Here is a 13,419-nt window from a genome sequence, read left to right on the forward strand (position 1 = left end):
TCAAAACGGTTATGTTTAAAAAAATATTGATTGCAAACAGGGGTGAAATTGCATTACGAATTATTCGTACCTGTAAAGAAATGGGTATAAAGACCGTTGCCGTATATTCAAAGGCCGATGAAGAAAGTTTGCATGTACGATTTGCAGATGAGGCAGTTTGTATAGGTCCGGCACCAAGTAGTGAATCTTATCTAAAAATACCTAATATTATAGCAGCAGCGGAAATAACGAATGCCGATGCGATTCATCCCGGTTATGGGTTTCTGTCCGAGAATTCAAAATTCTCAAAAATTTGTGCTGAGCATGAGATAAAGTTCATTGGTGCGTCGGGTGAACATATCGACCGAATGGGCGATAAGGCCTCTGCCAAAGAGACCATGAAAAAGGCAGGAGTGCCTACCATTCCGGGTTCTGAAGGACTTCTAAAAGATGTCGAAGATGCAAAAAAGGTCGCCAAGAAAATGGGGTACCCGGTGATGATAAAGGCTACTGCTGGTGGCGGTGGAAAAGGAATGCGTGCCGTTTGGGCCGCAGATGAAATGGAAGACCTTTTTGAAAGCGCAGTTCAAGAAGCAACGGCGGCTTTCGGAAACGGAGGTATGTACATGGAAAAGTTGATCGAAGATCCACGTCATATCGAAATCCAAATTGTTGGAGACCAATATGGGAAGGCATGCCATCTTTCGGAGCGAGACTGCTCTATTCAACGAAGACATCAAAAATTGACCGAAGAGACCCCTTCGCCCTTTATGACCGATAAGTTAAGGGATGCAATGGGTAAAGCTGCGGTAAAAGCGGCTGAATTTATAAAATATGAAGGGGCAGGCACAATAGAATTTTTGGTAGATAAGCACCGGAAATTTTATTTTATGGAGATGAACACACGAATTCAAGTGGAGCATCCTATAACAGAGCAGGTCATTGATTATGATTTGATCAGAGAGCAGATACTAGTCGCTGGCGGTGTCCCTATTTCCGGAAAAAATTACATTCCGAAATTACATTCCATAGAATGTCGTATCAATGCTGAAGACCCGTACCATGGATTTAGACCATCCCCGGGCAAGATAACTACATTGCACATTCCTGGTGGTCATGGTGTGCGTATGGATACCCATGTGTATAGCGGTTACACGATTCCGCCCAATTACGATTCAATGATTGCTAAACTTATTACTACGGCGCAGACCCGGGAAGAGGCGATCAACAAAATGAAACGGGCACTTGATGAATTCGTAATTGAAGGTGTTAAGACGACCATACCTTTTCATAGACAGTTAATGGATCACCCCGATTATTTGGCGGGAAATTATACGACTTCTTTCATGGAAAGTTTTAAAATGAATCCCAAGCCTGAAGAATAGGGCAAAATTCAACCCTAAAGTTTTAATTAGGATTTATCCGCGACAAAGGAGACTTAGTTTTTCAATTAAGCCTACAAACCTTGTGGTCGGTTTTAAAATTTGAATAGCCCCTGCGCGTTTTGATTATCATGTTCATCGATGAAATATGTCTCAAAACGGGAAATCGTTTCGAGACTGGGCTGTGCATTAAAAATAAAACCGACCATACGGTCTAAAAGGCATAAGAAGCTTAGCAGCACATAAAAATAGTATACGAGAAGAATTTGAGATTTTAGTTGCTATTTTAGGGGTATGCATTTGAGCTACTGGGAATATAAAACTTGGCTATCCGATATTGATTACACCATTGTCGGGAGCGGTATTGTCGGTCTTAATTGTGCCCTTCAACTGAAGAATCGTTTTCCGAAAGCAAAAATTCTAATACTGGAAAAAGGGATTTTGCCCCAAGGGGCCAGCACAAAAAATGCTGGATTTGCATGTTTTGGGAGCATTTCCGAAATTTTGTCGGATCTCCGTCAGCACTCAAAAGAAGAGGTTTGTTCATTGGTTGAGAAACGTTGGGAAGGACTTCAACTACTCCGCAAAAATTTGGGTGATAAGGCCATTGCCTTTCAACTTCATGGAGGGCACGAGCTTTTTTTAGAAACCCATCATGAATTATTTGCTCAATGTTCCGAAAGAATTAAAGAGGTAAATGAATTTCTATATTCCATTTTTAAGGAGGATGTTTTCAAACTGCATTCGAATTCCTTTCATTTCAAGAAAATTAAACAAAAGTATATTACCAATAGTTTTGAAGCACAACTCGATACAGGGAAAATGATGGACGCTCTGCTGCAATTGGTACAAAGGAAAGGAATACGTATTTTAAATTCAGTAACAGTTTCGGAATTCTCTGAACATACGGCTGCTGTATCTGTCAAAACCGATCAACTTGAATTTGAAACCACAAAGTTGTTGATTGCAACGAATGGTTTTGCTGCACATTTAATAGATGGGGTAAAGGTAAATCCGGCACGCGCTCAGGTGCTGATTACCAAGCCCATTGCAAATTTACATATCAAAGGAACTTTTCATTTGGATGAAGGGTATTACTATTTCCGTAATATTGATGGGCGAATTTTATTGGGTGGCGGTAGAAATCTCGACTTTAAAGGGGAGACAACCGATAGTTTTGGCGAAACAGCACAGATACAAACGCGACTCGAAAAATTGCTTACAGAAGTAATTTTGCCAGATACCCACTTTGAAATCGAACGAAGGTGGAGCGGTATAATGGGGGTGGGCCAAGAAAAGAAGCCGATAGTACAACAACTATCGGATAGCGTTTATTGTGGCGTACGTTTAGGTGGTATGGGCGTTGCTATTGGCAGCCTAGTCGGCAAAGAATTGGCTGATTTATTGTGATTGGGTTTTTTAAATGCCGAAATAGATAGCATTTTTTGTCTTCACCGCGATAAAACCATCGCTCCTTCTTGAGGGGAATTAAGACTTATTTTCACTATGAAGTGATTGGTTTCACTGATGGGTGTCATTTTCCCCTTATACTCTATCTTGTCACCATTTTCGCGTTCAATTGTAAATTCAATATCAAGGCCATTAAAGATTCCTTTCAGAATATTGTTATGTCTAGGATCATCGCCATCATTATGTTGCTCTTCACCTAAAATCTCTCCCGAATGTAGTGGCCCATTATCATATTTGGTGTCGTTAGAAGGATACTGCAAATTCATAAAATAGTCTTCATCACCCTCCACGGGCCAAGTAGCTGTGAAGTCAGGAATAAATATTGTACCAGGGCTGTCAGAACTGCCACAACTTGTTATGCCAGCTAACAGGGTAAACGTAATAATTTTAAGCAAGCTAGATTTTTTCATAATTTTCTATTTAGGTTCTATATAGCAAGTCAACCACTGATTTCGACCTGTAGATGGGAAAGAAAGGGGTTTATCTTTCCATGCATGATATCGATTTGCCTACCGAGGTCATCGGTGATTTCTTGAATTTTTTTTAAGATATCTTTTCGCATTTCTTTCTTTTCCTTTTTGCTGGCATTACTTTTTCCATATTCTGCTATTGCCAATCGGACTTGCCGCAACCTAAGGATATAAGTAATATGAATGTTGTCAAGAATGCCGCCCAAAATTGCCTCGAGTTCCCGACCTCTGGGTTCTTCCCAATGCCGTATGAAATCCAAGTGATATTTTGCCCTGTTTGCTGTTAATGTGTCAAAAATGTCGTTATAGGCGTATATCGTTATCCCGAGTTCTTCTAGATAATTTTGATCATCAAAGGCGAAGCGTGCACTATCTTCAAAACGTGTTTGAACATCTCTAGCACGAACCATATACGTCTTTAGTACTTCTGAAATCAGTTCATATTGTTTTTTCTTTAAGGCCCCGCGTTCTTTTTCATGTACATGGTCCACCAAATCTTTCATGAAATTTTTTCGTGTTTGATTGTCTGCAATCAGTCCCCTACCGATAAGTATGCTACCTTTTCGTAAAATTATTTCATCTAACCTTTGAAAGGTGACGGTAACCTCATACACCCCGCTATTGATATCATCTTTGACCTCACCGAAAATAACAACCCCAGCTTTGTTTGCTTTAAGGCTGTCTTTAGAGGCGGTAGACAGGTTTTGAATGTTGGCAATTCTGTTTTCTAAATTTCGATGTGATAATACGCGATTATAATGCCGACGTTCTAGCACCGTATAAAGGCCTGAATTTATCAACTCGGTTTCAAAATCATCCGTGAGCATACTTCCGATGTCTTTGAGCGAAGTGTCTTTCACACTAAAATCCCAAACATATACAATAGAATCATTATTATCTGGTTGATTCATTGCAATAGCGGTCTTTGAAGTAAGACAAAATACACAGATGAGTATTATACTCGTAACAATTTTCATAAAATTGTTATATTGAGGGTTCATAATCAAGGTATTATAATTTTTAATCAAATGCCAAAATCATTGTATGATTGGACCTATTTTCTGTGTAAGTTGTTTTATTCCGAAGAATGGGGCAATTTTGCCGAAGTTCCTTTGGGAGGTCGTATTAATTGAAACTTTAGTCACATAATATGAGCTGAACGTTGTCTTTTGAAATCAGCTTATCTGTAATACAGCTATCTGTCTCACCTTTTATTTCAAAATGATGGCTACCTTTTTTCTGTTTGATACTAATCTTGATAAAGAGTAAATTTCGTTCTACAACATCTGCTGGTTTGCCATCTACAAAAACAGCAGCATTTACCATATTTGAGGGAACGACTAAATCTACGGTATACCTTACATCGGGTGCAGCTCCTGCCATTTCTTCTTTTTGACTATTTGTGTTTGCGACTGTATCTTTTTCTACCAATACCGTAGAATCCTCCGTTTCTATTACGGAAGGGGATGGCGCTTTATTCCCTAAGGGATCGTTTTTCAGCGCAAAGAATTGGGGAACTAGAAGAAACAGCGCTAAAGCACCGATGATGGCAGTTATGCCAAATTTAATTGTACCATTTTGGTTTTTTTTAAAGAATTCTAGAAATGTGGTTGTTCCAAAAATTTTTGTGCTGATTCTGACCAAAATGTTAGATTTTCCATCATTATGGTTCTCATGCGATTTAGAATTATCTTTGTTAATTGTGAGCTCTTCGTTGCTGATTAAATCTTTATCTATTTTTTGGCGAACAAGACTATAGAGCTGTTCAAAATCCGAGTTAATATGCCGATTGGTGTTTAAGGTATTGATGTCTTTGAGTATATTGGTCAACCGTGCAATATTATGTCGTATTTCGGTGTAAAGGTTAAGGTCGTCGGTCACCCCCTGTATATTGGAAAGGTCTTTTAGTTCTCTAATCTTAATGTCCAGATTTTCGGTTTCATATTCCCAATATTTTACAAGATCAATACGATCTGACGCCTTGGCGATTTTAACCTCATCTAATACTAATGGGAAAATTCGCTCGTAAAAGTTTTTATTCTTGAAAATCTGCAGGAGTTCGAACATACAATTCTCAGACCTAAGGTATTTATTGCTGACAACAAGAATCACGCAATTTCCTTCGCCCAGCCGCTCCATAAAAGCTTTGATCTTTCCTTTATATTGCAAGTCGTTTTTGTCCCTGAGAATATGAATGTTCCGTTTTTGAAATTCTTTTTCAATGACATCGACTATGGCATCACTTTCAGGATTCCAGGCATAGGAAACATAAATGGAGGGTACTTCAGAACCTTTCTGCATAAAACAGAAATTTAATGGGTTAAAATGTTAGATATCGATTGGAGGGAACGATTCTAATATCAAATTACAAAAATTATTCGGTATCCGCTCAGGGCGAAGAAAAATACCAAATATGAATGGCCTGCACATAAAATAATTCGTTCTGTAATGTTTTTTATAAATAAGTCCATATCTTATTATCTTTGGAAGATATCAACGGATTAAATAGCTTAGTAGCATGGCAGAAAAGAAACACCTCCGCAGCAGTGAATGGTTCAATAGTAGTGACAAAAAAATGAACTTTACCCATCGCTCGTGGCTAAGAAATCAAGGTTATCCAGACGATTATTTTGAAGGTAAACCGGTCATTGGCATTTGCAATACTTGGTCTGAACTTACACCCTGCAACGGTCATCTTCGCGATTTTGCTGAAATCGTTAAGCGTGGCATTTTGGAAGCTGGCGGAGTTCCACTGGAATTTCCTGTAATGTCATTGGGTGAAACACTTATTCGTCCCACTAGCATGCTTTTTCGAAATCTGGCCAGTATGGATACCGAAGAGTCCATTCGAGGTAATCCGTTAGATGGAATTGTGCTGCTAACAGGTTGTGATAAGACGACACCGTCAACAGTTATGGGAGCCTGTAGCGTTGACCTTCCGACCATTGTGGTGCCCGGTGGCCCTATGCTGAGCGGCCGTTTTCGTGGTGAAAAAATTGGTTCGGGTTCGATGAATTGGATGGTAAAGGAAAGACAGAAATTAGAGGGTTATACCGACGCGGATTTTATGGAAGCCGAGGTCTGTGTGGCCCGTAGTATTGGTCATTGTAATACCATGGGTACGGCAAGTACAATGGCGACTATGGTTGAAGCCTTAGGATTGACATTGCCCGGATTTTCATCCATTCCTGCCGTTGATTCCCGAAAAAAACTTTTTGCTCAACTTTCGGGAAGGCGTATTGTTGAAATGGTCAAGGAAGATTTAAAACTATCGAAAATATTGACACGAAAAGCCTTCGAGAATGCGATTATAACTAATGCCGCAGTAGGAGGGTCTACAAATTTGATTATTCACCTGACGGCCATTGCAGGGCGTATTGGGGTCGATTTGAAATTGGAAGATTTTGATAGCATTGGTAGCAAAATACCGCTTTTGGTCAATCTAAAACCGTCGGGCAAACACTTGATGGAAGATTTCTTCTATGCAGGCGGACTTCCCGTTGTTCTAAAAGAATTAAAAGAACTATTACATTCAGATAGTATTACCGTAAACGGTAAAGGCTTTTCTGAGAATTATGAGGATGCGGTTTGCTATGATACCGATGTAATATCTACCCTAGAAAACCCTTTACAAAAAGAGGCTGGTATCGCAGTCTTAAAAGGAAATCTTTGTGAAAATGGGGCGGTAATCAAGCCATCCGCGGCATCGAAGGAGTTGATGCAACACAAGGGTAAAGCTGTGGTTTTTGAAAGTATAGAAGATTATCACAACCGTATTGACGATCCTCATCTTGATATTGACAAAGACAGCGTAATCGTATTAAAAGGTGTCGGTCCCAAGGGCTACCCGGGAATGGCCGAGGTTGGCAATGTAGATTTGCCCGAAAAATTAATACTTCAAGGTGTTAAAGATATGGTGCGTATTTCTGATGGGCGTATGAGTGGTACGGCCGCTGGTACGGTTATTCTACATGTCTCTCCCGAATCTACGGTCGGGGGCACCTTGGCTTTGGTACAAAACGGTGATCTTATCGAACTTGATGTTGCCAATCGCAAACTACATTTAGATGTTTCCGATGCCGAAATTGCACAACGAAAAGCGGCATGGAAAGCCCCAGAACCTATGGCAAATCGGGGGTATGTAAAAATATATATCGACCATGTAGAGCAAGCTGATAAAGGCGCCGATCTTGATTTTCTAGTTGGAGGTTCAGGTTCGAATGTCGAAAGAGACTTGCATTAGATGACAACTAAACAAGAACTCTATGATTTTTGTCGTGCGTTTGTCGAGGATAGGATTGCACGAATTCAAAATAACATAAAAGGAATTCAAGAGTCTTTGACCTCGGAGACGAAAAGTAGTGCGGGCGATAAACATGAAACAGGGAGGGCCATGTTGCAGTTGGAGCGGGAAAAATTGGGGCACCAACTGGCAGAAGCTGAGAAAATGAAACAAACCTTGGCAAAGGTTGTTTTAAAGAGTCACTTAGAAGTTGTGCAACTTGGTAGTTTGGTAAAAACCTCTAAAGCTGATTATTTTTTGGCAATTTCTACGGGTGAATATAAAATGAAAGGCCAACCTGTTTTCTGTATATCGATTCAGACACCTATTGCCCAACTCTTGATAGGGAAATCAAAGCAAGATATCGTGATGTTCAATGGAAGCGAGATAACGATTATTGACATTCTCTAGGTCCTTATTAAGGTCTGTGAAGTGCTTAAATTCAGTTTTTCTTTGAAGTTGGCAGGTTCGTGCTGGTAATTAGTGATTTTGATTGATGAATAAAGGTAGCCTGGTTGTATTGATTACTTCTTTCATTACAAAATAACTTTCCATTTGACTGATATTTTTTATGGTTGCCAACTTTTTGAAATTAAATTCATGATAATGGTCAATGTCTTTGGTGCAAACCTTTAATTGAAAATCGAAAGCTCCAGTTACATGAAGGCACTCTACGACTTCCGGAAATTTCTTTATTTCGTTCATAAAGGAAAGCGCTCCTTCTTCAGAATGTTTTTCAATTTTGACAGAAACCAGCACCATAACATTTAATCCCAACTTTTTTCGGTTTAATAAATACACTTTCTTCTTTAGCAATGACATTGCGGTTAGCTTCTTAATACGCTCATAAACCGGCGTCAAAGTGAGGTTGGTGGCCAAGGCAATTTGTTTGTTGCTAATATTGGCATTCTCTTGCAATAAGTCCAATATTTTAAGGTCTTTTCGGTCAAGTTTCATTTCACAGTAGTTTTAGTCTAAAAAAGCGTAAGAGGTATAATATATACCGAATTATTTTGCTGTATTTAAGAATATTTTATACATAATTAACTAAAAATTTGGATAAATAGGTTTTCTATTCCAAAAAAAGTTAATTTCAGGTATTATTATACTGATTGTTTTTCTCTTAACATGATTTACGGTAGTAACTAAATATAAAGAATGAGCCAACCCAAACTAAAGAAAGTACTGAGTCCACTAATGTTATGGGGCCTAGGTGTGGGCTATGTTATCTCTGGGATGTATTTTGGCTGGAATCTAGGTTTGGCAGAAGGTGGAACCTATGGTCTGGCAATTGCCACCTTTTTCATTATAATAATGTATGTCACCTTTACTTTTAGCTATACCGAAATGGCCTGTGCCATACCAAAGGCAGGAGGTGCTTTCGAATATGCGAATAGAGGTTTGGGCAAACACTTGGGGTTTCTTGCCGGGATTACTCAAAATATTGAATTTGTTTTTGCGCCGCCGGCTATTGCTGCGGCTATCGGAGCCTATTTAAATCTCATCTATCCCTCTATAGATTTGATGACATTTGCTATTGGAGCCTATCTCGTTTTCACGGGAATTAACATACTTGGTGTTAAAATTGCCGCCACTTTCGAGTTGGTAATTACAGTTTTGGCCATTATCGAACTTTTAATATTCTCAGGGGTTACTTTGCCTGAGTTTGAATGGGCAAATATTCAATCAAATCCGCTGCCCAATGGTTTTTCAGGAATATTCGCTGCCATACCTTTTGCTATTTGGTTTTTCTTGGCCATAGAAGGTGTCGCAAATGTCGCAGAAGAAGCCATTAATCCGCAACGCAGTATTTTGATTGGTTTTGGTTCGGCTATTTTGACTTTGGTCATATTGTGTATACTCACATTTGCTTCAGCGGTTGGGGTAGCTGGCTGGGAAGCCGTGGTTTACCCTGTTGGTAGCACGGTCGCCTCCGATTCGCCACTTCCATTGGCTATATCTTATGTTGTTTCAAATGACCATTTTCTGTACAAACTTTTGGTAGGCATAGGCCTTTTGGGTCTTGTGGCTTCCTTTCATGGAATTATTCTTGCCGGAGGGAGGGCCACTTTTGAGTTTGGTAGGGTTGGCTATGCCCCAAAGATTTTAGGGGCAATACACAGCAAATTCAGAACTCCTGCTAATTCGCTTATTGTAAATATGTTGGTGGGAATTGTGGCGTTGTTTACTGGTAAAACAGGTGAAATAATTACCATAGCTTGTTTTGGCGCGCTTGGACTTTACATCGTTTCTATGTTTTCCTTTTTTGCGCTACGGAAAAAAGAACCGAAACTTGAACGTCCTTTTAGGGTGCCTATGTTTCCGTTATTCCCAATAACAGCGCTTGTGATAGCTATTGTTGCCTTTGTTTCAATGACGTATTATAATTTTAATATCGCACTAGTTTTTATGGGAATAGTTGGTCTATCTTATATATATTTCTTACTGTTTCTCAATCATAAAATGGAGTAAAAGTTACTATGGACAAAAAAGAGATAATATCTAGATTAAAAGAGAGCGGTCATGATAAGGTCAAATTGGCCATTGCCGATATCGACGGTGTGCTACGTGGAAAATTTATGCATATCGATAAGTTTATCGGTGCCTTAAATGACGGTTTCGGCTTTTGTTCGGTGGTATTCGGATGGGATATGGACGACCTTTCGTACGACAATGGAAAGGTTACGGGTTGGCATACGGGTTATGGTGATGAAAATGCTTATATCGATTTAAATACCTTTAGAACGATACCCTGGGAAAGAGGAACACCCTTATTCTTAGCCGATTTTTCACAAGGTGCGAAACGTTTTCCTGTGTGCCCGAGAAGCTTATTGAAAAAAGTGATTGCTGAAGGTGAAGAGATGGGTTTTTCCGCTATGTATTCTCAAGAATTCGAGTGGTTCAATTATAAGGAAACTTCAAGTTCAGTACATGAAAAGAATTTTTCAGGTCTGCAACCGCTTACATCCGGAATGTTCGGCTATTCGTTGTTGAAATTATCCGAGAACAGCGATTTTTTTCAAGATCTGTTCGATTTGTTGGGTGATTTTGGAGTGCCATTAGAAGGGCTCCATACCGAAACTGGCCCAGGTGTTACCGAAGCCGCCATTCAATATAGTGGCATATTGGAAGCTGCAGATCGCGCGGTCTTGTTCAAGACGGCGACAAAAGAAATTGGTCATAAACATGGAATAGTGCCCAGCTTTATGGCAAAACCAAGCAGTGAACTTCCAGGTTGTAGCGGTCATGTGCATCAGAGTCTTTGGAACTTAGAGAAAAATAAGAACCTTTTTTACGATAAGGATAAAAAGGATAATATGAGTGCGGTCATGCGTAGTTTTCTTGCAGGCCAATTACTTTGTTTGCCCGAAATACTGCCAATGTTGGCTCCGACAATAAATAGCTACAAGCGTTTGGTCGAAGGCGCTTGGGCCCCTACAACGATAACCTGGGGTCATGACAACAGAACTACCGCCTTGCGACCACTGGTTGGCTCTGAAAAGTCTACAAGAATTGAACACCGTGTCGTGGGCTCGGACACAAACCCATACTTGGCCATGGCTGCCTGTCTCGGAAGTGGATTGTATGGAATAAAGCATAAACTAGAACTGAATATTGAACCCACAGTTGGAAACGGTTACGAGGATTTTAAAAATGGAAAGTTGCCATCGAATTTGTTGGAAGCTTCCAATAAAATGAAGGGATCTTCCATTGCCAAGGAAATTTTCGGTGATGAATTTGTCGATCATTACACCTATACCCGTGAATGGGAATGGAAACAGTTTTCAGCATCCGTTACCGATTGGGAAACCAAAAGATATTTCGAGATTATTTAAAAACAATAGACATATATTTTTAAGCCTCTTAACCTAATTTATAATAAAAGTGAATCAGACTTATACTTTTAATTTTCCGACGCCCATACGTTTTGGGAGCGGTGTTATCGATGAGCTGGCCGACTATTTAAAGAGCCACAATTTAAAAAAACCCTTATTCGTCACCGATCAAAATGTGGCCGAGTTATCCTTTTTCAAGAAAATAAAAAAGGATGTTGAGCGACAAGGTCTAGAGGTGGAAGTGTTCACCGATATGCACAAAAATCCAGTTAAATCTGATGTAATCAAGGGCGGGGAAGCATATCACGATTCTAAATGTGATTGTATTGTCGGTATTGGCGGCGGTGTGGCTTTAGATGTAGCTCGGGCCATTCTGTTGCGCGTAAACCACAAGCGAGATCTTTTTGATTATGACGACTTAATAGGTGGTGACAAATATGTAACCGAAGATGTACCCCATTTTATAACGGTGCCGACTACTTCCGGAACAGGTAGTGAGGTGGGGCGAAGTGCCATTATCTCTGAAGACGATACTAAAAAGAAAAGAATTCTTTTTAGTCCTAAGTTACTGGCAAGAATCGTATTTGCCGATCCGCTGTTGACTATGGAGCTTCCTTCTTTCGTCACGGCAGCTACCGGTATGGATGCATTGACTCACAATATGGAAGCCTATGTGGCAAAGGGGTTTCATCCTATGTGCGATGGCATAGCACTCGAAGGTATTGCCCTGATTGCACAATCTTTGGAAAAGGCGACCAATAATCCAGATGTCGAAGCACGGTCAAAAATGTTGTTGGCTTCACTAATGGGGGCGGTAGCTTTTCAAAAGGGGCTCGGGGTAGTACACAGTTTGGCACATCCTTTATCAAGTATGTTCGATACTCATCACGGTCTGGCGAATGCGGTGAATTTACCCTATGGAATGGAGTTCAATTACGAAGGTTTCGAAGATCGATTTGATAAAATGGCTCTGGCTCTTGGGTTGGGGTCGAATGAAGGAAATAAGGTGGTTTCCCATCTTTTTGCCTTGAACGATAGCCTTGGGCTTCCAACAAAATTATCAGATTTGGGCGTGAAGAAAGAACATATCGACCAACTTTCGGTTTTGGCAGAAGCAGATTTTTGTCACCCAAATAACCCCAAACCTGTCAAGATAGAAGATTTTAAAAACTTGTATACAAAAGCACTTTAATAGCAACCTATGGTAAAAATCGGAATAACTTCCTGTTTTATGTATCCCGATAAAGAACGCACGGTATTCGGGCCAAAGTCATTGAGTTATATAGAAAATGATATGGCGCGATATGTTGCACAAGAAGGTATTCTTCCCATTTTGATTCCTGATGTTGACGATGTTTATTTGGAAAAAATTCTTGCGGAAGTTGATGGCATCGTTCTTCAAGGAGGTAGTGATTTGGCGCCCGAAACCTATGGCGAGGCACCCATCGGTAGATGGAAAGGAGACGCACATAGAGATAGGTATGAGCTCAAGATATTGGATTTTGCCATTAAGAACTCACTTCCGGTCTTGGGCATTTGTCGGGGATTTCAATTGATGAATGCTTATTTTGGGGGAACACTTTACCAAGATATTGGCACTCAGCTCCCACAAGCCAACGACCACAGATCCGCGGAGTTATACGATACTATAAAACATCCTGTGCAGTTTGTTCGAGACACTTTTCTCCATTCGCTTTATGGTGATATCAAAAACCCACATGTGAATACGGTACATCATCAGGCCATAAAAGACTTGGGTGATGACCTAGAGGTTTATGCGAATTCCAATGACGGCTTAATAGAAGCGTTCGGATATACGAAAGAACCTGTTGGCAAGGTGGTGGGGGTGCAGTGGCATCCTGAATTTTCAAATACATTGAAAGATGAACTCATTGACCCGAATATATTGTACGAAGCCTTTTTGCAACATGTAAAAGAGGGGGAAACAAGTCAAATGAATCAAAATAGTGGAATAGATATTTAGGTCATTTCAAATATAA

The 13,419-nt window shown here is 40.0% G+C and carries 12 protein-coding genes; 8 read left to right on the top strand and 4 right to left on the bottom strand.

What is annotated here, in order from left to right:
- Positions 1 to 11: 11 nt before the first annotated feature.
- Both accC and BLS33_RS05505 read left to right on the top strand, forming a co-directional pair.
- Positions 12 to 1,364, top strand: a complete 1,353-nt coding sequence (accC, locus tag BLS33_RS05500; RefSeq protein ID WP_089886369.1) for an acetyl-CoA carboxylase biotin carboxylase subunit — start codon at positions 12 to 14, stop codon at positions 1,362 to 1,364.
- A 291-nt stretch (positions 1,365 to 1,655) separates the two neighbouring features.
- Positions 1,656 to 2,771 (top strand): NAD(P)/FAD-dependent oxidoreductase, encoded by a 1,116-nt coding sequence (locus BLS33_RS05505; RefSeq protein ID WP_089886371.1) that lies wholly within the window; start codon positions 1,656 to 1,658, stop codon positions 2,769 to 2,771.
- A 41-nt stretch (positions 2,772 to 2,812) separates the two neighbouring features.
- Here BLS33_RS05505 and BLS33_RS05510 read toward each other — a convergent pair whose 3' ends face one another.
- The 3 genes from BLS33_RS05510 to BLS33_RS05520 all read right to left on the bottom strand — a co-directional run bounded on the left by BLS33_RS05510 (position 2,813) and on the right by BLS33_RS05520 (position 5,602).
- The gene (locus tag BLS33_RS05510; protein ID WP_089886373.1) at positions 2,813 to 3,241 is read right to left on the bottom strand and encodes a hypothetical protein; all 429 of its coding nucleotides are present in this window, start codon (positions 3,239 to 3,241) and stop codon (positions 2,813 to 2,815) included.
- 29 nt (positions 3,242 to 3,270) lie between these two features.
- Positions 3,271 to 4,278 carry a hypothetical protein gene (locus BLS33_RS05515; RefSeq protein ID WP_176801340.1) on the bottom strand — a complete coding sequence of 336 codons (1,008 nt, stop codon included), beginning with the start codon at positions 4,276 to 4,278 and terminating at the stop codon, positions 3,271 to 3,273.
- Between the two features lie 160 nt (positions 4,279 to 4,438).
- Entirely contained in the window at positions 4,439 to 5,602 is a 1,164-nt protein-coding gene (locus tag BLS33_RS05520; RefSeq protein ID WP_089886378.1) for a toll/interleukin-1 receptor domain-containing protein, read from the bottom strand.
- Between the two features lie 217 nt (positions 5,603 to 5,819).
- Between BLS33_RS05520 and BLS33_RS05525 the strand changes: the two genes are divergently transcribed.
- Positions 5,820 to 7,544: an IlvD/Edd family dehydratase gene (locus BLS33_RS05525; RefSeq protein ID WP_089886380.1), complete on the top strand. Its 1,725-nt coding sequence runs from the start codon at positions 5,820 to 5,822 to the stop codon at positions 7,542 to 7,544.
- Complete coding sequence (locus BLS33_RS05530) at positions 7,545 to 7,994, top strand: 3-oxoacyl-ACP synthase (RefSeq protein WP_089886383.1); 450 nt, start codon at positions 7,545 to 7,547, stop codon at positions 7,992 to 7,994.
- Positions 7,995 to 8,063: 69 nt separating this feature from the next.
- On the opposite strand, the gene BLS33_RS05535 is transcribed toward BLS33_RS05530, so the two are convergent.
- A complete protein-coding gene (locus BLS33_RS05535) occupies positions 8,064 to 8,540 on the bottom strand; it encodes an Lrp/AsnC family transcriptional regulator (RefSeq protein ID WP_089886385.1) in 477 nt (158 codons plus the stop codon).
- Between the two features lie 201 nt (positions 8,541 to 8,741).
- Between BLS33_RS05535 and eat the strand changes: the two genes are divergently transcribed.
- From eat to BLS33_RS05555, 4 genes are read left to right on the top strand one after another with little or no spacing between them, the layout of a single operon-like run.
- On the top strand, positions 8,742 to 10,055 hold the full coding sequence (gene eat / locus BLS33_RS05540) for an ethanolamine permease (protein ID WP_089886387.1): 1,314 nt from the start codon (positions 8,742 to 8,744) through the stop codon (positions 10,053 to 10,055).
- An 8-nt stretch (positions 10,056 to 10,063) separates the two neighbouring features.
- Positions 10,064 to 11,419 carry a glutamine synthetase family protein gene (locus tag BLS33_RS05545; RefSeq protein ID WP_089886389.1) on the top strand — a complete coding sequence of 452 codons (1,356 nt, stop codon included), beginning with the start codon at positions 10,064 to 10,066 and terminating at the stop codon, positions 11,417 to 11,419.
- A 49-nt stretch (positions 11,420 to 11,468) separates the two neighbouring features.
- The gene (locus BLS33_RS05550) at positions 11,469 to 12,611 is read left to right on the top strand and encodes an iron-containing alcohol dehydrogenase (protein WP_218129540.1); all 1,143 of its coding nucleotides are present in this window, start codon (positions 11,469 to 11,471) and stop codon (positions 12,609 to 12,611) included.
- A gap of 9 nt (positions 12,612 to 12,620) precedes the next feature.
- Entirely contained in the window at positions 12,621 to 13,403 is a 783-nt protein-coding gene (locus tag BLS33_RS05555) for a gamma-glutamyl-gamma-aminobutyrate hydrolase family protein (protein ID WP_089886393.1), read from the top strand.
- Positions 13,404 to 13,419: the final 16 nt, after the last annotated feature.

This window comes from Kriegella aquimaris, from assembly GCF_900103215.1.
Lineage (GTDB): Bacteria > Bacteroidota > Bacteroidia > Flavobacteriales > Flavobacteriaceae > Kriegella > Kriegella aquimaris.